The 25,286-nt window shown below is 63.6% G+C and carries 23 protein-coding genes; 17 read left to right on the forward strand and 6 right to left on the reverse strand.

Annotated features, from left to right (window positions below):
* The first annotated feature begins 80 nt into the window (after nucleotides 1–80).
* The 3 genes from BLW71_RS22945 (at nucleotide 81) to BLW71_RS22955 (ending at nucleotide 2,826) form a co-directional block, all read left to right on the forward strand.
* Entirely contained in the window at nucleotides 81–335 is a 255-nt protein-coding gene (locus BLW71_RS22945; protein ID WP_091801966.1) for a helix-turn-helix transcriptional regulator, read from the forward strand.
* 2 nt (nucleotides 336–337) lie between these two features.
* On the forward strand, nucleotides 338–1,678 hold the full coding sequence (locus BLW71_RS22950) for a type II toxin-antitoxin system HipA family toxin (protein WP_091801969.1): 1,341 nt from the start codon (nucleotides 338–340) through the stop codon (nucleotides 1,676–1,678).
* Nucleotides 1,679–1,971: 293 nt separating this feature from the next.
* Nucleotides 1,972–2,826 carry a helix-turn-helix domain-containing protein gene (locus BLW71_RS22955; protein WP_091801972.1) on the forward strand — a complete coding sequence of 285 codons (855 nt, stop codon included), beginning with the start codon at nucleotides 1,972–1,974 and terminating at the stop codon, nucleotides 2,824–2,826.
* Between the two features lie 36 nt (nucleotides 2,827–2,862).
* Here the strand turns inward: BLW71_RS22955 and BLW71_RS22960 are convergent, their stop codons facing one another.
* Both BLW71_RS22960 and BLW71_RS22965 read right to left on the reverse strand, forming a co-directional pair.
* Nucleotides 2,863–4,701: an ATP-binding response regulator gene (locus tag BLW71_RS22960; RefSeq protein ID WP_091801975.1), complete on the reverse strand. Its 1,839-nt coding sequence runs from the start codon at nucleotides 4,699–4,701 to the stop codon at nucleotides 2,863–2,865.
* Complete coding sequence (locus BLW71_RS22965; protein ID WP_091801978.1) at nucleotides 4,671–5,201, reverse strand: putative pterin-binding protein; 531 nt, start codon at nucleotides 5,199–5,201, stop codon at nucleotides 4,671–4,673. Before BLW71_RS22965 ends, BLW71_RS22960 begins: the two co-directional genes overlap by 31 nt.
* Nucleotides 5,202–5,433: 232 nt before the next feature.
* Between BLW71_RS22965 and BLW71_RS22970 the strand changes: the two genes are divergently transcribed.
* Nucleotides 5,434–6,381: a phosphoribosyltransferase gene (locus BLW71_RS22970; protein WP_091801981.1), complete on the forward strand. Its 948-nt coding sequence runs from the start codon at nucleotides 5,434–5,436 to the stop codon at nucleotides 6,379–6,381.
* Between the two features lie 96 nt (nucleotides 6,382–6,477).
* On the opposite strand, the gene BLW71_RS22975 is transcribed toward BLW71_RS22970, so the two are convergent.
* Entirely contained in the window at nucleotides 6,478–8,199 is a 1,722-nt protein-coding gene (locus BLW71_RS22975; RefSeq protein WP_091808742.1) for an ATP-binding domain-containing protein, read from the reverse strand.
* 215 nt (nucleotides 8,200–8,414) lie between these two features.
* Between BLW71_RS22975 and BLW71_RS22980 the strand changes: the two genes are divergently transcribed.
* Nucleotides 8,415–9,041 carry a glutathione S-transferase family protein gene (locus BLW71_RS22980; RefSeq protein ID WP_091801983.1) on the forward strand — a complete coding sequence of 209 codons (627 nt, stop codon included), beginning with the start codon at nucleotides 8,415–8,417 and terminating at the stop codon, nucleotides 9,039–9,041.
* 177 nt (nucleotides 9,042–9,218) lie between these two features.
* The gene (locus tag BLW71_RS22985; protein WP_091801986.1) at nucleotides 9,219–9,794 is read left to right on the forward strand and encodes a Fur family transcriptional regulator; all 576 of its coding nucleotides are present in this window, start codon (nucleotides 9,219–9,221) and stop codon (nucleotides 9,792–9,794) included.
* 162 nt (nucleotides 9,795–9,956) lie between these two features.
* Here BLW71_RS22985 and BLW71_RS22990 read toward each other — a convergent pair whose 3' ends face one another.
* Nucleotides 9,957–10,469, reverse strand: a complete 513-nt coding sequence (locus tag BLW71_RS22990; RefSeq protein ID WP_091801989.1) for a response regulator — start codon at nucleotides 10,467–10,469, stop codon at nucleotides 9,957–9,959.
* A 525-nt stretch (nucleotides 10,470–10,994) separates the two neighbouring features.
* On the opposite strand from BLW71_RS22990, the gene BLW71_RS22995 reads away from it, so the two are divergent.
* Entirely contained in the window at nucleotides 10,995–11,714 is a 720-nt protein-coding gene (locus BLW71_RS22995; protein ID WP_091801992.1) for a ribonuclease activity regulator RraA, read from the forward strand.
* A 190-nt stretch (nucleotides 11,715–11,904) separates the two neighbouring features.
* Here the strand turns inward: BLW71_RS22995 and BLW71_RS23000 are convergent, their stop codons facing one another.
* On the reverse strand, nucleotides 11,905–12,693 hold the full coding sequence (locus tag BLW71_RS23000; RefSeq protein ID WP_091801995.1) for a TetR/AcrR family transcriptional regulator: 789 nt from the start codon (nucleotides 12,691–12,693) through the stop codon (nucleotides 11,905–11,907).
* A 75-nt stretch (nucleotides 12,694–12,768) separates the two neighbouring features.
* On the opposite strand from BLW71_RS23000, the gene BLW71_RS23005 reads away from it, so the two are divergent.
* From BLW71_RS23005 to BLW71_RS23015, 3 genes are all read left to right on the forward strand, one after another.
* A complete protein-coding gene (locus BLW71_RS23005) occupies nucleotides 12,769–14,316 on the forward strand; it encodes an MDR family MFS transporter (RefSeq protein ID WP_177205107.1) in 1,548 nt (515 codons plus the stop codon).
* Between the two features lie 395 nt (nucleotides 14,317–14,711).
* Nucleotides 14,712–15,980 (forward strand): hypothetical protein, encoded by a 1,269-nt coding sequence (locus tag BLW71_RS23010; protein ID WP_091801998.1) that lies wholly within the window; start codon nucleotides 14,712–14,714, stop codon nucleotides 15,978–15,980.
* A 203-nt stretch (nucleotides 15,981–16,183) separates the two neighbouring features.
* The gene (locus BLW71_RS23015) at nucleotides 16,184–17,257 is read left to right on the forward strand and encodes a TAXI family TRAP transporter solute-binding subunit (protein ID WP_091802001.1); all 1,074 of its coding nucleotides are present in this window, start codon (nucleotides 16,184–16,186) and stop codon (nucleotides 17,255–17,257) included.
* Nucleotides 17,258–17,306: 49 nt separating this feature from the next.
* Here the strand turns inward: BLW71_RS23015 and BLW71_RS23020 are convergent, their stop codons facing one another.
* Nucleotides 17,307–17,834, reverse strand: a complete 528-nt coding sequence (locus BLW71_RS23020) for a hypothetical protein (protein WP_091802004.1) — start codon at nucleotides 17,832–17,834, stop codon at nucleotides 17,307–17,309.
* A gap of 250 nt (nucleotides 17,835–18,084) precedes the next feature.
* Between BLW71_RS23020 and BLW71_RS23025 the strand changes: the two genes are divergently transcribed.
* The 7 genes from BLW71_RS23025 to BLW71_RS23055 all read left to right on the forward strand — a co-directional run bounded on the left by BLW71_RS23025 (nucleotide 18,085) and on the right by BLW71_RS23055 (nucleotide 25,267).
* Entirely contained in the window at nucleotides 18,085–18,972 is an 888-nt protein-coding gene (locus BLW71_RS23025) for a DMT family transporter (protein ID WP_091802007.1), read from the forward strand.
* A gap of 124 nt (nucleotides 18,973–19,096) precedes the next feature.
* Nucleotides 19,097–19,993, forward strand: coding sequence for a sap1 transcriptional regulator SapR (gene sapR / locus BLW71_RS23030; protein ID WP_091802010.1), 897 nt, complete (start codon nucleotides 19,097–19,099; stop codon nucleotides 19,991–19,993).
* Between the two features lie 152 nt (nucleotides 19,994–20,145).
* Nucleotides 20,146–20,427 (forward strand): hypothetical protein, encoded by a 282-nt coding sequence (locus BLW71_RS42335; RefSeq protein ID WP_091802013.1) that lies wholly within the window; start codon nucleotides 20,146–20,148, stop codon nucleotides 20,425–20,427.
* Between the two features lie 196 nt (nucleotides 20,428–20,623).
* Nucleotides 20,624–21,217, forward strand: coding sequence for a GNAT family N-acetyltransferase (locus BLW71_RS23040; RefSeq protein ID WP_091802016.1), 594 nt, complete (start codon nucleotides 20,624–20,626; stop codon nucleotides 21,215–21,217).
* A gap of 200 nt (nucleotides 21,218–21,417) precedes the next feature.
* Nucleotides 21,418–22,275, forward strand: coding sequence for a MerR family transcriptional regulator (locus BLW71_RS23045; protein WP_091802019.1), 858 nt, complete (start codon nucleotides 21,418–21,420; stop codon nucleotides 22,273–22,275).
* Nucleotides 22,276–22,549: 274 nt separating this feature from the next.
* A complete protein-coding gene (locus BLW71_RS23050; protein WP_091802024.1) occupies nucleotides 22,550–23,545 on the forward strand; it encodes a sulfonate ABC transporter substrate-binding protein in 996 nt (331 codons plus the stop codon).
* A 123-nt stretch (nucleotides 23,546–23,668) separates the two neighbouring features.
* The gene (locus BLW71_RS23055) at nucleotides 23,669–25,267 is read left to right on the forward strand and encodes a flavin-containing monooxygenase (protein ID WP_091802027.1); all 1,599 of its coding nucleotides are present in this window, start codon (nucleotides 23,669–23,671) and stop codon (nucleotides 25,265–25,267) included.
* Nucleotides 25,268–25,286 lie beyond the last annotated feature (19 nt).

Consider the following 25,286-nt stretch of genomic DNA (forward strand, 5'->3'; position numbering starts at 1 on the left):
AAAATATGCGTCACACAAATATTTGACAGATATTCGTGTGACGCATAAAATGCGTTTATTCGTGTCGCGGATAATTTGCCATGCTCCACCTCATCGCCACGCCGGACCAAATGGCCCAGTTGCTTGCCGCCAGCCGGCGGCAAGCCGGACTCACGCAGGCCGAGGTGGCCGCGCGGATCGGCGTCAGCCAGAGCCGCATTTCGGCACTCGAAACCGACGCAGCCGCCCTCACTCTCGCCCAGTTGCTGGCCTTGTGCGGCATCTACGGTCTGCAATTGCAATTGCGCGACAAGAGTCAGGCGCTGCCTGGCCCCGCGCCTCTTGTCGAGTGGTGAGCATGGGCCGCCAAACTCACTCACGCGCGCTCTCCGTGTGGGCCAACGGCGAGCGGGTCGGCGTCTGGCGCCTGCCCGCTCGCGGCCCCATGGAGTTTGCCTATGATCCCGCGTGGGTCGCCTCGCCCGCGGGACGGCCCCTGTCCCTGTCGCTGCCATTCACGCCGGGCAATCTGGCGCACAAGGGTTCGCGCGTCCTCAACTATTTCGACAATCTGCTGCCCGACAGCGAGGCGATCCGAAAGCGCATCGCCCAACGCTACCAGACCGAGACGCTCGACGCGTTCGACCTGCTGCAAGCCATCGGCCGCGACTGCGTGGGCGCCGTCCCGTTACTCGCCGAAGACGACGCGCCACAAGGTGTCGAACGAATCGAAGGCACACCGCTCACGGACGCCGAAATCGAAACCATGCTGGCCCGCACGGTCAGCAACCCCGCGCTCGGCGCGCCCGACGAAACGGACGATTTCCGCATCTCGCTCGCCGGCGCGCAGGAAAAAACCGCGCTGCTGTGGCACGAGGGCAAGTGGCAAAGGCCGCACGGCGCCACGCCCACCACGCACATTTTCAAGCTGCCGCTCGGCCTCGTCGGCAATAAACTCGCCGATCTCAGCACCTCGGCCGAAAACGAGTGGCTCTGTCTGCGGATTCTGCACGCCTTCGGCCTGCCCGTCGCCAACACGGAGATCGTGACATTCGGCAAGCAACGGGTGTTGAGCGTCGAACGCTTCGACCGTCAGTTGCATTCGAGCGGGCAATGGCTGTTGCGCCTGCCGCAGGAAGACTTCTGCCAGGTGTACGGCGTGCCGTCGCATCGCAAATATGAAAACGAAGGCGGCCCGGGCGTGCTCGACCTTGCGCGGATTCTCCAGCAATCGGTCGAGGCCCGACAGGACATCGAAACGCTGCTGGCGAGCCAGATCCTGTTCTGGATGCTGGCGGCGCCGGACGGTCACGCGAAGAATTTCAGCATTCGCCTGCTGGCGGGCGGCCACTACCGCCTGACGCCGCTTTACGACGTGATGTCGATCTGGCCGGTGGAAGGCAGCGGCCCGAACCAGTGGTCGTGGTTCAAGGCGAGGCTCGCCATGGGCATGTGGTCGCGCAGCAAACACGACGCGTTTCGCGACGTGCAGCGGCGCCACTTCAACACGATGGCGCTGAAGTGCTCATACGGCGCAAACGCGGAACCGTTGATCCAGCGGTTGATCGAACAGACCCCCGGCGTGATCGAGCGGGTCTCGGCGGAATTGCCCGAGCGTTTTCCGGCCAGGGTCGCCGAACGGATTTTCAAAGGCCTGACAAGCTCGGCGGCGAAGCTCGCCACCATGCCCGCAGGCTAGGCGTGTCGGGCGGCTTGCCCCGTTCGGCGTATTTCTTCACCGATGCGGCACGGTTTAATCGGTAAAATACAATTCATGCTCAATGCATAAAACGATCGCCGAACCAGTCTGTTTCGACACTCATCCTGATGGGCTCGGCGACGCTCAACAAAACTACAGACTGCGATACTTTTTACGGTACATTTGCTGTCCCCCGCGTAGCCGCGTCAATGCGCATTGAATGTGCATGGCCGTGTTGCGCCTGTCGTATCGCGCTCCCCAGTACCCTTTAAGACGGCGGATTCTCACGCAGTATGGCCAACGAAACAAACTCACCCGACTCCATCGCAGTCGCCGAGCGCGTGCGCGAGTTGATGAGCCGGCACGGAATCGGCAAACGCCAGCAGACCACGGAACTGTGCCGCATCCTCGATCTGAGTTTTTCACAGGGGCACCGCAAGCTGCGCGGTAACAGCCCGTGGACTCTATCCCAGATCAAGAAGGTCGCCGAGGTGTACGGCGAACCTGCCGCCCAGCTATTCGGCGCGCAATCGCTGGATCCGGGCATGGTCGGCGCGATCGCCCAGGAAGCCGTGTTCAGCGTCGGCGCAATCGAACTGGCCTGCACGGCCTGGATCGGCGCCGCGCTCGAGCCGGGCAGCCGCCCGGAATTCGTCGCGTATTCCAGGCTCGGTCAATGGCGCGTGGCGCGTCACGACGGCACGCTCTACCAAAGCGCTTACGAGGTTCACAAGATCGAGATCTATCCGCGTCGCGCGGAAACCGACAAGCCGACTATCGCCGTGGTCGATGACGATCAGGCAAGCGCCGACAACCTGCGTGACTATCTGGAGCGCAGTGGCTTCACGGCGGTGGCGATCTACGGACTCGCGGCTTTTGCCGAACAACTGCAAACCCAGGTGTTCGACGGTGTCGTGATCGACTGGCTGTTCGGCCCGCAAACCTCGGCGGCCGCGATTCGCGCGGTGCGCGCCTCGGAAAACCCGGACGCGCCGATTTTCGTGCTGACTGGTGAATTGCTGACCGGCAAGGCCAGCGAATCGGAGATCAGCCAGGTGATCCGCAATTACGACGTCGCGTGTTATGAAAAGCCCGCGCGCATGGCGATTCTGGTGGCCGATCTGTCGAAGCGGTTGAACCGGCCTTGAGCGGACTTGAGCGGCCCTGAGCGGCCTCAACGCGAGTCACACCATGCGCCGCGAAGCCAGGGCCCGCTGCAGCGCGCTGCGAAGCTGCTCGTAATGCACCGGCTTCAGTAGCGCTTCGACGAACGGCCGGGAGCCGGCGTCTGCGTCATTGTCCCCGTCCGGCGCATACGCGCTCACCACGATCACCGGCACGCCGGCGGAGGGCCCGCCGCGCGCGGCAAAATCCGCGAGAAACGTGTAGCCGTCGCGCTCGGGCATATGCAGATCGAGTAGCACCACGTCGCAGCGGCGCGCGTCGAGCCAGGCGAGCGCATCGTCGGCATTGGCGACGGCGTGCGCGTCGAAACCCATGTACGCGACCATTTCGCTGAGCGACTCGCGAATCAGACGGTTGTCGTCGACGATCAGCACGCACGGACGCGCGCCCCCGGGCTCGGCGTTCGCCGTCACGTCCGGCGGCTCGGCGGCGGCGACCGACGTGACGGGAATGGTCACGGTAAAGGTCGTGCCCTCGCCCACCTTGCTCGCCACCTCGACGGTGCCGCCGAACAGTTTGACCAGTCCCTGCACGATCGTCAGCCCCATCCCCGCGCCTTCGAAGCGGCGCGTGCGCGACGCGTCCAGTTGGGTGAACTCCTGGAAGATCAGCGGAATCTGCGCATGCGGCACGCCGGGCCCCGTATCGCTGACGACGAACATCAGCAGCGCCGGCCGCTGCCGCAACTGCACGCGCACGGTGCCGGTCTCGGTATAACGGATCGCGTTGGTGACGAGGTTGTTGACGATCTGGCGAATCCGGTGCGGATCGGAATCGACCAGGCCGCTCATCCCGCTCGCCTCGCTTTCGAGCCGCAGACCGCGTGCGGCGGCAGACATCGCGTGTTCGTCGACGATCGACGCCAGCAACTCGCGCGGCTCGAAATGTTCGTGACGCAACTCCAGTTTACCCGCGCCGAGGCGCGCATAGTCGGTCAGGTCCTTCATCTGCGCTTCCAGATGCCGCGCCGCGGTATCGAGCCGCTGGATCACCTTCCGGTCCGCTTCGGAGTGATAGTTGAAGCCCAGCAACTCGATCGACGACACAATGGCGTGCAACGGCGTGCGCAGTTCGTGACTGATCATGCCGAGAAACGCGTCCTTGGCGTGACTGGCCTCGCGCGCCGCGCGGCTCGCCTGGTGCTCGGCTTCGAGCGCCGCGTGCTGCTGGCGCATCAGACGCGTGCGGCGCCGCCCATTCAACACGAGCAACAGTGTCGCCGCCGCCGAGAGCAACAGCAGCACCAGACCACCGGCGAACAGCATGCGGCGCTTGTCGATGAAATCGCGGTTCATCGCTTCGCGGTCGGCAACATCGGCGAAACGGCGGCTCAGCGCGAGATCGTTGACCTCGTTCCAGTGCTGGCGCAGTTGCGCGACGATCCGGTTGGCCTGGCTGCGATCTTTCGGCAACGCATCGATTTCGGGTTCGATGCCGCCCAGCAACAGATCGAGCGAATGAATCTCGTCCAGTTGCCTTTGCAGCAGCGAGAGCTGCGTGGTCAGCCGGCGCGTCGAGCCCGCCAGCACATGGAGTTTCGATTGCAGCAGTTGATAACGCAGCATCAATCGCTGATAGTCGTCGTCCACGCCCGACTGATAGAGCAGCAGCTGATTCTCGAAGCGCGCGTAGGTAATCTGCAACTGCGCGGCGTCCCAGTAGAAACCGTCGTAGGTGCCCGTCAACTGCTCGGTGGTGCGCGGGTTGAGCAGATTCGCGTACAACAGGTAGCCGATCGCGCCCGCCGGCGCCGCGAGCGCGGTCAGCCAGATCAGCACGTACAGGACACGGCGCCACGGGCGGCGCACTATTTGACGATGAGGGCCTTGATCTGCCATACGAATTTCGAATCGCCCGAGGCGCCCGCGAGTTCATCGGGGAACGCATCGCGCGGGTAGATAAGGAACAGCGGCCCGAAGTTGCTGATCTTAAGACGCTGGCCATTCATGCTGTACGCGACGATCACGCCGTAGCGATCGCAGTCCGACACAGGAACGGTGTAGGTGTAGTCGTCGAGCGTATGGATTTCGACCTCGCTGCCATACGCGCCGACCGTCTTCAGAATATCCGCCAGCAAGGGTCCTGTGAAGGTGGAACGCGGCGTCCAGGTGGTCGCGGTCGTGATCGCGTGGACCGGCAGCGCGAGCAGTTGAGCCTCGGTGAAGCGGTATGTCTGGTGGGACGCATCAGTCGTCTTGCCGATCTTGCCGCGCACGTCGAGCGATAAAGGTGGCGCGTCCGACTGAGCCTGCGCACCCCATGCGGCCAGCGCGAGAACGACGCCCGCGGCCCAGATTGCACATTTGCTGCCCTTCACCCCTGCGGTCGAGCTGGTCATCTGCTTTTATATTCCGTTATCTAATTTCCTGCGGGCGCCGTGACAGGCCCCGGGTCCGATCTGTTGCCGCGCCCGCCACCCATGCCTCCGACGCGCGATCTTTGAACCGCATGCATAATATCGCCAAAATTCTCTGTCTCAAAAACGAGGAACCGCGGCGGCGCGAGCGCCGCACGCTGCTTCCGCGCCAGAAACAGTTGCCCCACACGCGCCACGCGCCGCCCTACGAGTCATGAACAAGCCGGTCTTGCCCCTGACGTACGAACAACTCGATCACTGGATCGAGTCCCTGCAACCAGCCCTGCTGGCCGAGCGCTTCACGATGGCGATCGGCATTCTGCGGGGCGGCGCCCCGCTCGCGCTGATGGTGTCGCATGCCGTCGGCACGCCGGTCGCCTTCCTGCGCTATGACCGCCAGACGCGCAAGGTCGCCTGGGATTCGACGCTGCCGATTCCGCCGGCAGGCTCGAACGTGCTGCTGTGCGAGGACATCGCGGGGCGCGGTTTCACGCTGACCGATTGCATCGCGTTTCTTCAGCAGCAAGGCCTCGTGGTCAGGACGCTGACCGGTGCAGCGGACGAGCTGAGCCGCATGCAACCCGACTATACGATCGATGCTCGCGGCTACTTCGCCTTGTTCCCTTGGGAACGCCAGGCCTACACCGGGCGTTATCGCGACGACTGGGCGCGCGTCGAAGCAGGCGAGGCACCCGCGATGGCGGACGATCACGAATACGCCACGTACGCGATCGACCTGGACGGCATTCTGCTGCCCGACGTGCCGCTCGCGCGTTATGACGAAGACCTGGCCGCCGCGCTCGCCGAACGCGATGCACTGCTGCCATTCGACGTGCTGCCCGGCATCGACCTGAAGCAGGTTCTAACGATCATCACCGGACGGCCGGAAGTGGATCGCGCGCGTACCGAAGCGTGGCTTGCACGGCACGGTTTTGGCCACCTGCAACTGCTGATGCGAACGCCCGACACGCACGATGAAAGTCCCGCCGGCAGCGCCGCTCACAAGGCTACGGCCGCATTGCGCGGCGGTGTCACGCATTTTATCGAGAGCGATCCGGTGCAGGCGCTGCTGATCGCGCAACAGGCACCGCTCTTGCGGGTGATCTGGTGGGACGCGCACACGCAAACCGGCATGCTGGTCGGCGCGCGTGCGTGGGTTTGAGCGCGTGAATGGCTCAAGTGGCCTGATAGGTCCAGATGACCTCGATCGCCCAGGTGGTCCCAACGGCCTGACCAACCGGGATGGCCCTGCGCGCTGCTAACCTTCGCGCGCCTCTTTCACTTCCTTCGTCTCCTTGCCGTCGCGCAAATGCAGATGCCGCGCGGCCCGTTGCGACGCAACGACGATCAGCTTCATCGTCGCGCGGGTGGCGCCGACGAACAGCTTGCGCGCGATACGCTCGTCGAAGGTCTCGAAGTCGACCTCGGTGAAAATCACGCACGGCGCCGCCTGCCCCTTGAAGCGGTAGATCGATTCGAACAGCACGTCCCCTTCGCGGTACTCCGGGTTGCCGAACAGATCGTACTTGCCCGTGAAACTACGCAGCCGATGCGGCCCGAGATGATCCAGCGCGGTCATCGCCGAGCCTTCGCGGCCGCGAAACGACAGCACCACGATGTCCTGCTTGCGAAAGCCGAGCGAGAGCGCCTGCGTGATCGCGCGCTTGGTGGCTTCGATGCTGCTTTCGGCCACATTGGCTTCGTCGTAAATGGAAAGCGAGATATCGGAGCCGTCGAACGGACTGCCCGACGCGAGCGCCGCCGCGACCGGCACCGTTGCGCCGACCACGCTGCGCACATAGTCGAGAATGTCACGCGGGCTGCGATAGTTGGTGGTCTCTTTCAGCGTGGTCCAACCGGGCAGCGCGACCGGTTCACGCATGTACAGATTCTGCAGCGGATCTTCGAGCCACCACCACGCGGCGCCTGGGCGCAACAGGCGCTCGAGCGCGGCGACCCACGGCTGCTGAAAGTCCTGGCCTTCGTCGACGATCAGAACATCGAATTGCCAGCGCGGACCGATCGGCGTTTCGGCGAAAATCGTTTCCAGCTGATCGAACGCTGCAAGCGAAGTCCCGTTGGGGGACACGCCGCCCGCCTGGAAATCCGGTTCGCGGCCGGCATCACGCGCGATCCAGTCGCATAGCTGGTGATAGTTCGCCACTTTCGCCTCGGGCGGCGCGACCCGCGCGATGTGATCCGCCAGCGGCCGGTTGAAGCACACATAGAGCGGCTGCTGGCCGCGCGCCACCGCGTCTTTCATGACCTGCACCGCGAGTTGCGTCTTGCCGGAGCCGGCCGTGCCGATCACGCGCAAGCGGAACGGCGAGAATTCGAGCCGCCTCGCCCACGTGGCGAGGCCGCCCGCCAGACGCGTGACGAGCGTGCCCGCCTGCCCGAGCAGCGCGCTCGCGTCGGGCGTGAGCGCCAGTTCGTCGGCGAAAAAATGGTGAATTTTTGGCGCGATGGCGAGGCGCGGCTCATCGGCCGGCAACGCTTCGCGGATAACCGCCGCGAGCCGGTCCTTACGCGTGGCGTCGACGATCCGGGCGGGATTCACGCCGGCAATCGCCGTGTCCTTGACGATGTGATCCGGGCAATACAACAGTTCCTCGATGAAATACGTACCCGCGCCGAAGGCCGCGGTAAAGCGCCGGTGCAAACTTTCGACGGTGTGCGCGAGCGCGATCGCCACATTGCGCTCGGTCTGCAAGTGGACCTTCACGAGCCCTTTCGGCGTTTCGCGCAGGAAGCCGGTTTTCTGTTCGACGATCATCACGCGCCCGGCCGGGCTGACGATCACGAAGTCGGCTTCGCCGAACACCGAGAAGTTCTGGTTCAACCGCGTCCAGTGCACGCCGTGATAGACGGTGTAGTCACCGGGAAGCGCTTCTTCCAGCAACGCCAGCGTTTCGCGCTCGCGGGCCGCCGCGCCGGTGGCGGCGAGGCTCTTCCAGTCGTCGGGAATGATGCGGGCCATGCGTGCCTCGTCGAATTCGGGTGGGCTCATTGTACGCAACGCATGCGGATTGCCGAATGCCTGTCGCAGCGCCGCTTTCAGACGTGCCACCCGGTTCGTCCGGCACGGCCGGTTGCCGCCCGGCGGCGCGCACTATCACGCGCATCGTGTATCGTTACTGGCTGAACGCCGCGCGACGGGCGCGGCTTGCCAACTGTCAAGAAAGGATTTACCGGATGATTACGATCTGGGGACGCGCCAATTCGGTCAACGTCCAGAAAGTTTTGTGGTGCTGCGATGAGTTGGTGCTGCCGTATGACCGAATCGACGCTGGCCTGCAATTTGGCCGCAACGACGAACCCGCCTATCTCGCGATGAACCCGACGGGCAAGATTCCGACGCTGGTCGACGACGACTTCGTGCTGTGGGAATCGAATTCGATTTTGCGGTATCTGGTGCTGCAATACGGCGAAGCCAGCCTGCTGTATCCCGCTGACCCGAAGTCGCGCGCCGGCATCGACCGCTGGCTGGACTGGTCGTTGTCCACGCTGCAACCCGCCGAGCGTCCGGTGTTCTGGGCGCTCGTGCGCACACCCGCCGCCGAGCGCGACAATACCAAACTCGCCAGCGACTTCAACGCCGTCGCCATTCTGTGGCGCATGCTGGACACGCATCTGCAAGGGCGCTTCTTTCTCGAAGGCGAGAAGTTCACGCTGGCCGACATTGTGATTGGCGCGTACGCGAAACGCTGGTTCGGCGTGGACGGCGTCGAGCGTCCGCCGCTACCGAATCTGCAGCGCTGGTATTCGCGTATTGCGACGCGCACGGGGTTCAAGAAGTATGTCGACTTTCCGCTGACTTGATTGAGCCGTCGCGTTTGTCCGATCTAGCCGCGTGTGGCGAAGGCTCCGGTCACACGCCGTGCTTCTGCCGCTGTTGCGTGAGTCCGGGCCCGCCGCGCACTCGTGCGGCGCGCCGCGCACTCGTGCGGCGCGCCGCGCGCTGGCACAGCGAGGCACGATGGCCTTTATAATCGACGCATGAAGACTGCCAAGCCCGCCGCGACCATCCACAAAGCCGCCCCGACCAACTCCGCTCACACCCATGAGCCGGGGCACACGCACGGTGACTCGCAGGAAGCCGCCTTGACACTCGCGGAAGAATATTGCCGCGAACGCGGCGAAAAACTCACGCCGATCCGCCGTAAAGTGCTCGAATTGCTGTTGAATTCCGGGCGCGCGACCAAAGCGTATTCGCTGCTGGACGAGATGCGCCAGATCCATCCCGGTTCGGCGCCGCCCACCGTTTATCGGGCGCTGGATTTTCTGCTCTCGGCGGGGCTCGTGCATCGCATCGAATCGATCAATGCGTTCACCGTTTGCCACGACCTGACGCAATGTCAGCATGGCATTCTGGTGGTTTGCCAGCAATGCGGCAACGTCACCGAATTGCATCAGCCCAAGCTGCGCCAGGCGCTGGTCACGCAAATCGAAGACGCGGGCTACCGGCTCGCGAGCGATGAAATCGAATTAAAGGGATTGTGCTCCGCCTGTCAGGCAGCGGAGGCAGCGGCGTCGAACCCTGATCCGGCCGCGCCCGTCGCCGCCGTCAAATAGCGGCAGCGACGCCGGCCGGTTCGCAGACCGCGCAGTGGCGGCATGCCGGTCAGGCGCCGGGCGTCCGAAACTGCAAGCGGCACGCGGCAGGTCCGAGGGAACGCGACTGCCGCATGCCACAGATATTGGCCAACTATCTGCTGCGCGGCCGTCCTGCTGTATTCAGCCTGCAGCGCGAGCGTCGATCGCGTCGTGCAGCAACGTCACAAGGTCTTCAGGCAAAGCGGGTTTGGTCATGAAGTGCTGAAAGCCTTCGCCGATGCTTCGTAACCGGTAAGCGTCGTCGGTATGGCCGGTGAGCGCGACGGCCACCGAAGGCACATGATCCCCGCGAATCTCGTGGTCGCGCAAGCGCTGGATCAGATAGAAGCCATCCATGGCGGGCAGTTCGAGGTCGCATACCACGGCGTCGGGCAACAATCGCAGCGCCGCCTCCACGCCCTCTTCCGCATCCGCCACGGCGACGACATGCGCGCCTTCTGCTTCGAGTAGCAAGGTCAGCGATTCCCGGCTATCCGGGTCGTCTTCTACGAGCACGATCGTGGCCTGATCGAGTCTCAATGCTGCATTCATTTTCTGTTGTTGCTCTAAAAAACCGGTTAGGCCGTCAGACGTGGCCAACGTGTCACTCTGCTGATTGCCGCCGATCTGCGCGGCTGCGATAGTGCTGTTCATGGTCCGACTCGATTTCATGCGCCGAGTTGCAAACAAGCCCGCGATTGTAAAACATGGCCTGAGCGCCAACGCGTGCGCCAGTAACGCGCCAAAACTGCACGCCAATGAAAAACCGGCGCTCGGCGCCACAGTCATGGCCGACCGATGCCGACTCCCGATTCGCCACGGCGGCTCGTGCAAACCCCATTCGGCACAGCCCATCCCGCCCAGCGTCTCTTTTCACATTCCTGTTCGTTGCGATGCCGGCGGTGGTGCTTGATGCCGCCTGCATTAACATCCACCCCATCGGTAGCACGTAGCGTGCCTCGCCGGCTTTGGTGCGGAGAGGTTGGATTGTGCGGCGGGTGGCGGGTGATGGGTGACGGGTGACGGGTGACGGGTAGCGCGTGGCGGGACACGCGTGGCGCTATCATCGTGTGCGCGCGGCCATATCGGGACGTTTCAGCGGCCCGTCGCGCCGCAGGCCGTACGGCGCGCATGCCCTCTTGCTATTCACCTCTCTCAACCCGGAGGCCGTCCTACACCATGCCCGATCTCGACTCCGCCACGCTCGAAGCACTTCGTCACGTCAGTAGCGCGACACTCACCACCCAGCTGTTCAAACGCGGCTTGCGCAACACGTTCATGCAAGGCGTCGCGCCGCTTGCCGCGCACAGCGGCGCGAATCTGGTCGGGCCGGCGTTTACGTTGCGCAACATTCCATCGCGTGAAGACATCGACGTGCTCGAACTGTTTGCCGATCCCGAGTACGCCCAGCGCAAGTGCGTCGAAACGATTCCGGCCGGCCACGTGCTCGTGCAGGATTGCCGCGGCGAGCGCGGCAGTGCGTCGTTCGGTTCGATCCTGACGCAACGTTTGCAGGTTCGCGGCGTGGCGGGCATGGTGTCCGACGGCCCCGTGCGAGACAGCCCGACGATCGCAGCTTTAGGGTTTCCGGTGTTCTGCGCGGGCGCCAGCGCGCCGCCCAACCTGATCCGCCATCATGCGGTAGATATCAATGTGCCGATCGGCTGCGGAGGCGTCGCCGTGTTTCCCGGCGACGTGATCGTAGGCGACGCGGATGGCGTCGTGGTGATTCCACTAAAAATGGCCAACGAGGTCGCCCAAGCCGCCGCCGAACAGGAGCAGCTCGAAGCGTTTCTCACCGAGCGGATTCGCGACGGCGCGGCCTTGCCGGGCACCTACCCGCCAAACGATGCGACGAAGGCCGCTTACGAAGCGTGGAAGGAGAAACGGAAAGCGTGAGACCGGAATAGCGTGGAAAGGCGGTGTAGCGTGTGGGCCGGTCATGAGAATTCGCAGCATGTACGCGCGGCACAGCGAGCGGCGAGCGGCGAGCGAGAAGCTTAAAGCGAGAAACGGGAAACGAGGAGCGAGGAGCGAGGCGCAAGGAGAGGCGCAATGAGCGGACACGCGCAAGCGGCAGCCCGCCGCGTCAACCTCCCTTCTTAGGACCCATTCCCTGCACCAGCAACGCCACGGCATGCCGGGCAATTTCCTCGCCGCCGATGTTGCGACGCATGGGATCGTTACGCCACAGTTTCGACGCGGCCAGCGGCAAAATCGTCAGCCCTAGCAGCGTGACGAAGACGAGCGCGGGTTCCAGCCCCGCGTTGAGCCGTCCCTCTTTCTGCCAGCGCGCGATGGCCAACAGCGACGCCTTCTGATGCGCGTCGCCAAAGCGTTCATGCATGCGCTGGCGCAGCAAGCCGCCGTCGCTAATGACTTCGCGCACCCACAGTGATGGAAACCACGGGTTGTCGACGGCCACCCGCACCATCCGCTGCGCGAGTTGCGTGATTGCCGCCACTGGATCGTCGGGATTTTCCTGGAACGGCACGCCCAGCCCGGCGCGCAACGGCGCGAAACGCTCGTCGATCAACACGTCGAGCAACTGATCTCGCGTCTTGAAGTAGTAATGCATCATCGCCGGCGTGAAGCCGGCCTCGCGAGCAATCTCCCCAAGCGTGGTGTCGACAATGCCCTGTCGCGCAAACAACTCGAGCGCCGCGTCGAGCAGACGGTTGCGCTGCTCGACGCCACGCGCGGCGCCGGACGGCCGGCCCGGCCGCCGGGCGGGCACGGTGGCCTCGGGGCTTGCCGACGCGCCGTCCTGCGCTTCAACGGGCCGCCCGCGCGCGGCCCGCGGCCGGCGAACCTTCACGGTAGCCGTGTCACTCGGGGCGTTTTTCACCGCTGGATCGTCGGACGGAATTCTTGCCATTGCGCTCGATTTGACTGGTAACGCGATGTCGCATATATTAATCTCTAAATTAATTAATTTCAACGACCCAATGCCATGGATCATTCGACCACGACTCAACCCGCCGCGCTGACGCAGCCTCACGCGCAGGACGGCACGCAGGCTGGCGATCACCCGCCGATCCGCCTGCTGTTTCTGGCGCTGCTACTGGTGATGTTGCTCGCCGCGCTCGATCAGACGATCGTTTCGACCGCGCTGCCGACCATCGTCGGCGAACTGGGCGGGCTCAACAACCTGTCATGGGTGGTGACCGCATACCTGCTCAGCTCGACGATCGTCGTGCCGCTGTATGGTAAGTTCGGCGATCTGTTCGGCCGCAAGATCGTGCTCCAGACCGCGATCATCGTCTTCCTGGTGGGCTCCGCGTTGTGCGGCGTCGCGCAGGACATGACGCAGCTGATCGTGCTGCGCGCGCTGCAAGGTCTCGGCGGCGGCGGCTTGTTGGTGGTCACGATGGCCGCCATCGCGGATGTGATTCCGCCGGCTGAGCGCGGCCGCTACCAGGGCGTGTTCGGCGGCGTGTTCGGTCTTGCGACCGTGGTCGGCCCGCTGCTCGGCGGCTTTCTCGTCGAGCACCTGACGTGGCGCTGGATCTTCTACATCAACCTGCCGCTCGGCATCATCTCGCTCGTCGTGATCGGCGCGGTCTTCAAGCCGCACGTGCGCCACGTGAAGCACACGATCGACTACATGGGCGCCGCATTTCTCGCCGGCGCCCTCACCTGCATCATCCTGTTCACGAGCCAGGGCGGCACGATCCTGCCGTGGTCGTCGCCGCAACTGTGGTTCACGTTGGGCATGGGCCTCGTGGCGATCTGGGGCTTCATTCACGAGGAACGCGGCGCAGTCGAGCCGATCATGCCGCTCGAACTCTTCAAACAGCGCACGTTTCTGCTGAGCAGCCTGATTGGCTTCATCATCGGCGTGTCGCTGTTCGGCTCGGTGACGTTCCTGCCGTTGTATTTGCAGGTGGTCAAAGGCTCGACGCCGTCGCAAGCTGGCATGCAGATGCTGCCGATGATGGGCGGCCTGTTCCTGATGTCGATGGTGACCGGCCGCGTGATCAGCAAGATCGGCAAATACCGCATGTTCCCGATTGCCGGCACGTTCCTCGTGGCGATCGCGATGTTGCTGCTCGCGCGCCTGCAGATCAATACGCCGATTCATGTGATGTATATCGACATGGGCATTCTCGGCTGTGGTCTCGGCATGGTGATGCAGGTGCTGATTCTCGCCGTGCAGAACACCGTCGAGTTCAAGCACATGGGCGTGGCCACTTCGGGCGCAACGTTGTTCCGCTCGATCGGCGGCTCGATCGGCGGCTCGATCGGCGTGGCCGGTTTCGGCGCCGTGTTCTCGAACGGCCTCGCCGCGCGTCTGGAAAAGCTGATTCCGGCGGACACCGAATTGCCGCATGCGCTCGGGCCCGCCGCGATTCATCAGTTGCCGCAAGCATTGCGCGACGACTACCTGCAGGCGTTCGCCGGCGCGCTGCACACGGTGTACCTCTCGGCTGCGTGCGTGGTGGTATTGGCGTTCGCGCTCGCGTGGCTGCTGAAGGATCATCCGCTGCGTAAGCACTGATTATCGTGCCGTTTGCGTCGAGCGCTTGATGCAAGCGCTTAACGACGGTGAAAACAGCGACAAAGACGAGGTCGAACGCCATGCGCGCCGACCTCGTTCTGTTTTTTGCGTGAATCGAATGGTGTGAAAAAATCTCCGCAGCCGTTCGTCCTGCCGGCATGGAGTGCAATTCGTCGTACCTGCCAATGTTCGCTAGCGCACATAGGATAGGTAGCAACGTCGATTGACGTTCTGATCGAAACGCCACATATTGCGAGCAGCGGCACCGTAAGCTCGGGCTTGCCGCTCAGGACTCTCCGGCGCATGTGGATCGTGATTTCCGCGGACATTGCTCCCGCTTCAACATGATCCGGAACATGCCGTAATGGCATTGTTTTACAAAGGTGGGTCACAGCATGTCCACCCAGACACTGATCGGACACAGTTTTCCGACGCCCTGCAAACGGTGTGGCGGGGCACTGTACAGGCAAGTCGACTATTGTCCCTATTGCGGTGCGGTGCATCCGCTCGACGCGGGTCCGCACAAGCGCACCGTGATTCCCGGCAGTCGCGCGAGCGCCACTACCAAAGCTGCGCAAAAGAACAGCCTCGATCCATCAACACTGGACGAAACCAACTTCGCGTCGCGTGCGATGGTCGCTGGCGAACCCGTTACCGGCGAGACCGCGCTACCCGCCTCGGCGCTCGTGTCGCCGGACGCGCCGGTACCGCATCTTTCCCAAGCGGTCAAAGCGGCGAGCCAAGGGACGATTTCGATTCGCAGAGCGCTCTATGCCATTGGGGCGGTTGTCGTGATTGGCCTGGGGTATGTCGGATATGCGCTATTCAGCGATCGCGATCTGTCGAGCGGAACCGGCGGCCAGTCCGCCGATAACGAAACTAATCAGGATGCCAGAACGACGACTGGCACGATCGCGCCGTACACGCCGGCTCAGTCCCCCAACCAGGCTGCCGCTGCGGGCAAACCCGCCGTGTCGGGCAACCCCGCGAGGCCGGCTCAGGTGATGCCGGCGACGCCCGTCACGCCGCCTGTTGTTGCGGCGGCGCCCGTCAAACCCGCGCCGCCCCGGTTCAGCGATGCCGCACAGGCCTTGCAATCAGCGCGCCTCGCGTTGCGCGGCAACGATCTCTCTTCAGCACAAGCCGCGCTCGGCGCCGCTCAGGCGCTGCAACCAGGCAATTCCGACGCTCAAGACCTGGCGGGAGAATTGAAGCCCCTGCTCGCACGCCGCGACGCCGCGTTGCAGGCGGCGCAAACGTGCGCCGCGCAGCAGTCGTGGCCTTGCGCCCGTCAGCACGCCAACGAGGCGCTCGTGCTCGACACCGGCAATGAAACTGCGAAGTCCATTCTGGCCCGCGTGATTCGCGAGACCGGTTGGGCACCGCTCACCCCGCACGCCGCAGCGGGCACCGCGCCGCAAGTCAAACCGACTGCACAAGCGCAAGCCGCACCACCGTCTCAACAGGTGGCTCAACTGCAAACCCCGCTTCCCCAAGGTATGCCGGCCAATAATCAGGCCGCAGTGGGCGGTGCCCGCCCCGCGACCACGGCGCCCGACAACAACAGTGTCGAAGCGCGCGAACGCGCGATCAAAGACTCCGGCTGGAACCGCGCGAACGCGAATTCCGCCAAGCCTGGCGCGGGCACCGCACTCAAGCAGTGAACAATATTCTGGATACCAAAACACATAGTCGATGTGAGCGGCATCCGAATGCATAAGGGCGCGCAAAAGCGCCCGTGGTTTGAGAGGTAACAGACGGACGTGGCTTTCTCAGCACATAGAACATGACATGGCAAACCGGCTCACTGGTGCTTCGCGTGCCGACGCGCGAAGCTGTACGAACCTGACCGATAGGTAGATAGACCATGCTAAAGAGACTTCTGGCGGGATGGTTGGGGCTGGCGCTGATGGTCGTATTTTCGCTGGCCTGCGCGGAGCCAGCGCATTACAAGATCGTCACCGGTCCGGAACGGGGCACGTATATCCAGATTGGCCAGGATCTGTCGAAATGGGTTGCGCAGCCGGCGGGCATCGATCTGGAAGTGATGGCGTCGAAAGGCTCGGCTGAAAACGTGCAACGCATGCGCTTCGAGCCGGGGGTCAAGCTCGCGCTGGTGCAATCCGATGTGTATCAGGCGTATATCGACATGGCCAACGCCGGCAACGCCGACGCGGGTACGGCAATCCGGCCGCTGCGGCTCATCATGCCGCTCTATGACGAAGAGATTAACGTCGTGGTGCGCGCGGATTCGCCTTTGAAGACGTTCGCCGACATCAAGGACAAAAGCATCAGTGTCGGACTGATCGGCAGCGGCACCGCGCAATCTGCCACCACGCTCTACCACCTGATGTTCGGTCAGGCGATTCCCGAGCAGAACATCCAGCATCTGAGCAACGAGGACGCGCTCGCCGCGCTGATCGTGAAGAAAGTGGACGTCGCGATTATCGTGGTCGGCCAGCCGGCGAAACTGTTCAACGACATGAATCCCGACCTGCTGCAGCAGATCCGCCTCCTGAAGGTCGACCAGGCCGCACCCGAAACCGCCCGCGCCAAGCAGACCTATTTCCCCGCGACGATCCGCGCAACCAGCTATCCGAACTGGCTCAAGGAAGATGTTCCCACGCTGACCGTCAAGGCTTTTCTCGTCACCTACGATTACGGTCTGCGCGATACCGTCGGCAATCTGAATCACTTTGCCGACTCGCTATGCGCCAACTTCGACAATCTCCAGGAGCATGGCCACCCGAAGTGGAAGCAGGTGAAGCTGGAGTTGCCGACGCTCGTGCGTGGATGGAAATACTACTCACCAGTCGAGAAGCATCTGCGCGCATGTCTCGCGAATAAGAGCGCCGCGATCAATGCCACCGCGGCCCAGGCCGCGCCAAAACCGCGTCCCACGTGTTCGGATCAGGAACGGCTGCTTCTGCTATGCAAGTAAGATTGGCAGCGTGACAAACGCGCGTCTCGCGCGACCGGGAGCGACTGGACTAGCGGGCAGCCTGGCCGGTCGCCTTCGGCGGAATGGGACCGAAGAACATTGCCATGAACCTGTCACGGCCGATCACGCGAACCAGCTCGGCAACGACGCAGTAGATCGCGATCAGCGTCACCAGCAGAATCTGGATGGCCCAGAAATGCGGCCAGTTGAGATCGGCGAGCAACCTGCCGTTGGCGGCGGCGAGGCTCGGCGCCTCCTTCCAGTATTCGTAAAGATGCTCCAGGTAATGCACGATCAAAGCCACCAAGGTATAGATCACCGTTTTCCAGCCGATATTCCAGATCAGCGGTTTCTCGGGAAACCGGTTGATGAACGGCAGCATGTTGGCGATCAGCACCGATTTGCCGAGAATCAGCGCGGCGATGGTCACGGAAACCGACGTCGGCAACGTCACGTCATAGCCTCGGGTAATCAGCGCGCGCATGATCGCGACAATGTGGAGAATCACGAAGAAATAGATGGTCGGCGGAAGCATCTCCATGAACTCGTGCTTGATCGTGGTGGTCAGCTTGCTCATGCTCGTCTCCTGAAGTGATCGGCGCAATCCCGTGAACTCCAAGTTCATGATAGACACGATAAGACCTTTATGACGCAGCTGGAACATTGCCGCCGAAGGTAATCCGTATCAGCGGGTGGCAAGTCGCGTAGCCGCTGTACCGCTCCATTCCTCGATACAGTTTGGGCGATTTGTAGCGATCCGTACCTTACTGTCCATGGTCGGATAACCGATGCTATGCGTTCTCTCTCCTCACGCATGGACTCTCCGGATGGACAAGACAACCAACGGCTGGCTGAGCGGCTTCATAGGCGTGTTGATTTTCAGCGGCTCGCTGCCGGCCACGCGCATCGCCGTCGAAGGCCTGGATCCGCTGTTCCTGACGGTCGCGCGCGCAACGATCGCCGGCACGCTCGGCCTGTTGCTGTTACTCGTGTTTCGCCAGGCGCGCCCCGCGCGCCGCGACCTGATCCCGCTCGTGGTAGTCGCACTCGGCGTGGTGATCGGCTTTCCGCTCCTGACGGCGTTGGCGCTGCGGCACGTGAGCTCGGCGCATGCCGTGGTGTTCGTCGGCCTCCTGCCGCTCGCCACGGCGATCTTCGGCGTGCTGCGCGGCGGCGAGCGTCCGCAACCGGCGTTCTGGCTGTTCTCGGCACTCGGCAGCGGCGCCGTAGTAGCCTTCGCCTTGCGCCACGGGCTCGACGCATCGCCCGTTGGCGACGCGCTGATGCTGGCCGCCATCGTCGCCTGCGGGCTGGGGTATGCCGAAGGGGCGCGTCTGTCGCGCCATCTCGGCGGCTGGCAGGTGATTTCGTGGGCGCTCGTGCTGTCGCTGCCGCTCATGCTTCCGCTCGCCTTGTGGGCACGGCCCGCATCGTTCGACGGAGTCAGTCACGCGGCGCTCTGGGCCCTCGCCTATGTGTCGCTCTTCAGCATGCTGATCGGCTTCGTGTTCTGGTATCGCGGCCTCGCGCTCGGCGGCATTGCGGGCGTCGGACAACTGCAACTGCTGCAGCCGTTCTTCGGCCTGATGCTTGCGGGACTGCTCCTGCACGAACAGGTGCCGCTCGCGATGATTCTCGTCACCGTCGTGGTCGTGGCCTGCGTGGCGGGCGCACGGCGCTTCTCACGGGCGGCGCCGGCGCGGCCGGTTGCCTGATCGGCGCATCGTCCGCGCTACGCATTCGCGTGGGCCACCTTTCAGACGCGCGCGGCGCGAGCAGCCGGTTGAATATGTCATCATCCCGATGATCGATTAACCACTGCCCCGCCACGCGACTACGATGCCGACCGCATTTGCTCAAACCGTCGAAGCCCGCTTTGCCGAACTCACCCCCACCTCCAAACGCGTCGCCAGCTATATGCTGGCCAACCTCGACCGGCTCGGTCTCGAAACCGCCGACCAGATCGCCCAGCAAGCCGGTACGAGCGGCATTTCGGTCGGCCGGTTCCTGCGCAGCATCGGCTACCAGAATCTCGACGACCTGAAGCGCGAACTGCGCGGCGCTCAGGAGCGCCCCTGGCTGATCACTGACCGCCTCGACGCGTTCCGCCGCACCGCGGGCCATCACGACGACACCCCGCTGGAAGCCGCTTCGTCCGTCGCGCCCAACCCCGCGCTCGCCCACTCGCTCGAACTCGAGATCGGTGCGATCCAGCATGTCTATCAGCTCGCCCAATCGCCGGTGTTCGCGCGCGTGGCCGAGCGTATCGCCAACGCCGATGCGGTCTACATTCTCGGCATTCAGTCCACGCGCGGCATCAGCAACGCGTTCTACAGCTACCTGGAATACATCCGCCCGCGCGTGTTCTATTCCGACGGCATGTCGGGTTCGTACGTCGATTCGCTGAACTCGGGGTTCGAAGCGCCGTATCTGATCGTCACCGACACCCGCGCCTATTCGAAGGTCGCGCGCCGCTATTGCGAAGCCGCCACACGTCGCGGCCTGCCGTTCGCGCTCATCACCGACATTTATTGTCCGTGGGCGCGCGAATTCGACGGCGATCTGCTACAGGTCAAAACGGACGTCGGCCAGTTCTGGGATTCGCTCGCGCCGCTTACCTGCCTGTTCAATCTGCTGATCTCGGCGATCGTCGATAGGCTCGGGCCGGACCTCGACGAACGCGTGGCGCGCAACCGTGAACTGCAAAGCGAATTCGATCAGTTCGACGACCTCTGACGCATTCCGCTCGCTTCGCCTTGCGACCGACCATCGACTCAACGCGCGCGTCACCGCTCGACAATGAGGCAAGCGGGCTGCTTGCGCCTGATGTGATCGATCGACTGTCAGGAAAACAGGTATCCTCACCGGCTCGTTCAGAAGGAGGATCCATGAAGCTTTCAATTTGCCTGGCTGCCGCCGCGCTGACATGCTCTGTTGGCGCATACGCCCAGACTTCGCAAACCTTCCGTTTCGGCGAAGGCCAAAGCGGGCTGCCTTCAGGCAATACGCACCCCGCGCCCGCGCCTCGTGCGCAGGCTCAAGCGCCGGCGGCTGCGGCGCCTGACGAACAGCACGCGTCGCAGCCGAAAGCCAGCCCGAAACATAAGGTGAAGCATTCCCGGCACCATCGCGGGCATGTGACACAGCCCGAGACGTACTCGCATAGCTAAGTAGCGCAATCCCGGCCGTGCGCGCGGCGCGGCCGAACTGAGCGGCGCAACCCCGGCCGTGCGCGCGGCGCGGCCGATCAGTCCGTGCACGGATACCGGCTATACGTCCCGGCGATTTTTGACTCACTTCAAATTCGCGCGCGCGGCGGGCATAGTAAAACGTATCCGCAGACTTATCGCCACGACAGGAACACGTATGAGCACCACCCGCCCCGCGCCCTCTGTTGCGGCCTCAGCGAACGAAGCCGCCCCGCTGATCCGCGACGCCACTGAAGCCGACCTTCCCGCGATCCAGGCCATCTACGCACACCACGTCCTGACCGGCGTCGCCTCGTTCGAGGAAATTCCGCCTTCCGTCGACGACCTGCGCATGCGGCTCGCATCGGTACGCAGCCATGGGCTGCCGTACATGGTCGCGCAGATCGACGGCGAGGTCGCAGGCTATTGCTACGCGACGCCGTACCGGCCGCGCGCCGCGTATCGCAACACCATCGAAGATTCGATTTACGTGAACGACGCCTATCGCGGCCGGGGGCTGGGGCGCGTATTGCTCGAGGCGCTGATCGAGCGCTGCGAAACCGGACCGTGGCGCCAGATGGTCGCCGTGATCGCGGACGGCGGCAGCGGCGGTTCGCTATCGCTGCATACGCAACTGGGTTTCGAATTGACCGGCACGTTGAAGTCGGTGGGTTTCAAACACGGTCGCTGGCTCGACACCACGTTGATGCAACGCACGCTTGGCAAAGGCGATTCGACCTCGCCGGACGACATTGCGTCGGCAGGCGTCTGAAGCGTGACGCCCGTCACGTCTGAAACCTACGCAATGCGTCGCGCAATCCGTCGTTCATGCGCGGACAGAAAAGCACTCACGGTGAATCGTGCAAAAGTAGCACCGGCAATATAAGCGCATCCCCGCGAAAGTTCCGATCACCGGCGTGCATGCGGCGGGCGCGCTGGCGGCCGCGCGCGCCAGCGCGTTAAAATCCCGCCATGCCCAACACGCCGCCTCCTGTCCCGCCGCTGTACGCCGATTCCGGCGACCCGGCCAGCGCCTCGCCGCGCAACGAATACACCGTCGACGAACTCGCGCGCGTCACCGACACCACCGTGCGCAACGTGCGCGCCTATCAGGACCGGGGACTGCTTGCTCCGCCGGAGAAGCGCGGCCGCGTCGGCGTCTACGACGACACGCACGTGTCGCGTTTGAAGCTGATCAACCATCTGCTCGCACGCGGCTACACGCTAGCCAACATCCAGGACCTGATCATGGCAGTCGACGAAGGCCACGATCTTCGCTCCATCCTCGGTCTGGAAACGGCGATCGGCGGCCGCTGGTCGCGCGAGCGGCCGAAAAAGTACTCGCTGATCGAACTGCTGCAAATGTTCGGCGACAAAGCCTCGCCGAGCGCGCTCGGCAAAGCGGTCGAGCTCGGCCTGCTGGAGCGCAACGGCCTTTCCTTCGTGTCTGGCAGCCCGACAGCGCTGGCCGCCGGCGCCACGATGGCGAAGGAAGGCATTCCGCTTGCCGACCTGCTCGACGCCGTGGGCATCGCAAGGCCGCATTTCAACGCGGTTGCCAAAGCGCTGGTCGATCTGGTGGTTCGCCAACTGGACCGCTACGAGGCCGGCGCGCTGCCGCCGCCCGCCGACGTACCCGCTCTGGTCGAGGCCATCTGGCGCGTGCGGCCGCTCGCCATGGTGCTGGTCGAAAGCGAAATGAACCGCGCGCTCGAAGAAGCCTCCGGCGACTACCTGGGCGACCGCGTCGCGGGCATCATGGAAAAGAAACTGGGCCATCCCGCCGAAGGCACAGCCGCCGCAGTGAAGAAAGACAAATCAAAAAAGTAAGCCTGCGCGCAGTCGAGGCCGCGTTAGTGTTTGTACACGCCCACTGACGCGGCGAGCGGGACGCGTGAACGGCGCCATCTTCCGGCGCACGTCATATTCAAATCTGCATTGCTTCGTTTGAACAGCGGGACGTCCATGCGACGATCCCCGAACGTCGCCGCAACACGTTTTCAGCCATCTCCGCAAGCCCTCGCCATGGCTAGCGCAGACGTGCGCAGATCACGCTGAAAACAAACCGCGGCCACACCAATCGAACGCAATGGAGATTCGCAGGATGGCCCGTCATACCGGTTTTTCGCTTCAATTCGCCGCGGCCCTGCTCGCGGCATTCACGACTTTCAGCGCCACCGCGCAGACCAGCGGCAACGCCGGCGAGCCGGCCAGGGTATTGCGCATCGGCTATCAGAAATCAGGCTTACTCGCGGTGCTCAAGGCCCAGGGCTCCCTCGACGAAAAGCTCAAGCCGCTGGGCTATAGCATCAAATGGTTCGAATTTCCGGCAGGACCGCAATTGCTCGAAGCGTTGAACGCGAACAGCATCGACTTCGGCTACACGGGCGCGCCGCCGCCGGTGTTCGCGCAGGCGAGCGGCGTGCGCTTCGTGTACGTGGGTGCGGAACCGTCGGGACGTCACGCCGAAGCCATTCTGGTCAAAAACGACTCGCCGCTGCATGACGTGGCCGATCTGAAGGGCAAGCGCGTCGCGCTGCAGAAGGGATCGAGTTCGAACTATCTGCTACTGGAAGCGCTCAAGAAAGCGGGACTGCGCTACGAGGACATTCGTCCGGTGTACCTGCCCCCCGCCGACGCCCGCGCCGCCTTCGAAAGCGGCAGCGTCGATGCATGGGTGATCTGGGACCCTTACTACGCGTCCGCACAGCAGGCGCTCAAGGCACGCACGCTGGCCGACTACAGCGAACTGAACGCGCCGTACAACTTCTATGAAGCGACGCGCGACCTCGCGCAACAGCATGCCGATGTGATCGGCGCGATTCTCGGCCAGTTGCGCACCGCCGGGTTGTGGGTCAACGCCCACCCGGTGGAAACCGCCGCGCTGATCGCGCCGAAGGTCGGTCTCGATCAGAAACTGGTCGAGACGTGGGTGCGCCGCTATCCGTACGGCACGACGCCCGTCACGGACGAAATCGTGCGCTCGCAGCAGAGCGTCGCCGACGCGTTCTACGGCGCCAATCTGATCCCGCAGAAAATTACCGTGAAAGACAGCGTCTGGCAGAACCGGGACGTCGCGGCGGCCCTGGCCGCGAAGTGAACATAGCGTGCCTCCAGTCCTAGAGGGGCGCGTCTAACCGCCTTCTTGCGTCATCCGTTACCAGCCTCTATTGTTACATCCAGCAATGTAACAGTTAAGAGAGTCAAAAAGGAGACGAAACGGATGAACGTACGCATGCTGCCCCACGACACCGCGGCGCCGGACGCGTTCGCGCCTATCGAGACCGACATCGCCATTATCGGCTCCGGGTTTGCCGGCCTCGGCATGGCGATCCGCCTGCGCCAGGCCGGTATCAGCGATTTCATCGTCGCCGAGAAAGCCGACTCGGTCGGTGGCACCTGGCGCGACAACCACTACCCCGGTTGCGCCTGCGACGTCCAATCCCACGTCTATTCGTTCTCCTTCGCCCCGAATCCGCGCTGGACCCGTATGTTCGCGCGCCAACCGGAAATCCGCGCTTATCTGGAGGAATGCACGCAGCGCTTCGGCGTGCAGCGGCATCTGCGCTTCGGCCACGAACTCGCAACGGCGACCTACGACGAGACGCGCCACCGCTGGCAATTGACCTTCGCGAACGGCCAGCAATGGTCGGCGCGCGTGCTGATCTCGGGCATGGGCGGCCTCTCGCGCGCGGCCATGCCGAACATTCCCGGCATCGAAAACTTCAAGGGCAAAGCGTTTCATTCACAGCACTGGGACCACAGCTATTCGCTCGAAGGCAAGCGCGTCGCCGTGATCGGCACCGGCGCAAGCGCGATCCAGTTCGTCCCGCAGATCGCGCCGCGCGTCGCGCATCTCGATCTGTTCCAGCGCACGCCGCCGTGGATCATGCCGAAGGCCGACCGCCGCGTGAAACCGCTGGAACAATGGCTATTCAAGCACCTGCCGTTCACTCAGAAGATCATGCGCTCGGCGCTCTACTGCATGCTCGAATCGCGTGCGTTTGGCTTTGCGGTTCATCCTTCGCTGATGAAGACGGCGCAAAAAGTCGCCGAGCGGCATCTGCGCCGCCAGGTCCGCGATCCGCAATTACGCGCGACGCTCACGCCCAACTACACGATGGGCTGCAAGCGCATCCTGATTTCGAACGACTACTTCCCCGCCCTGTCGCGCCAGAATGTTTCGGTGACGACCACCGGCATCGCCCGTATCGAGGAGGACGCGGTCGTCACCACCGACGGTAAGCGTCACCGCGCCGACTGCCTGATCTTCGGCACCGGTTTTCAGGTGGCCGATCCGTTTCCGCGCGGCGTGGTGCGCGGGCGCGGCGGCGTCGATATCGTCGACACATGGCGCGACGGCGCGCATGCATATCTCGGTACGACATTGCCTGGTTATCCGAACTTCTTCATGATCGTCGGACCGAATACCGGTCTCGGTCATAACTCGATGGTGTTCATGATCGAGTCGCAGGTCGAATACATTCTGCGCGCACTGAAGACGATGACCGCGGAACGCGCCGACGCGATCGAAGTGCGTCCGCAGGTAGAGCGTGCCTACAACGAACAGATCCAGCAGAAACTCGGCCGCGCAATCTGGTCCACGGGCGGCTGCAAGAGCTGGTATCTCGATCCGAAAACCGGCAAGAACACCACGCTGTGGCCGGGATTCGCATACAAATTCCGCCAGGCCACCAGCACGTTCAGCATGAACGACTACCTTGCGTATTCGCCCGCGCCGCAACCGGCAAGCGCACCGACGGTGTCGCCGCCGTCCGCCCACGCTCACGGCGGCGCGACGGCGTCGGTGGAGGCGACCTGAGAGGACATAACGATAACGA

The organism is Burkholderia sp. WP9, assembly GCF_900104795.1.
GTDB lineage: Bacteria > Pseudomonadota > Gammaproteobacteria > Burkholderiales > Burkholderiaceae > Paraburkholderia.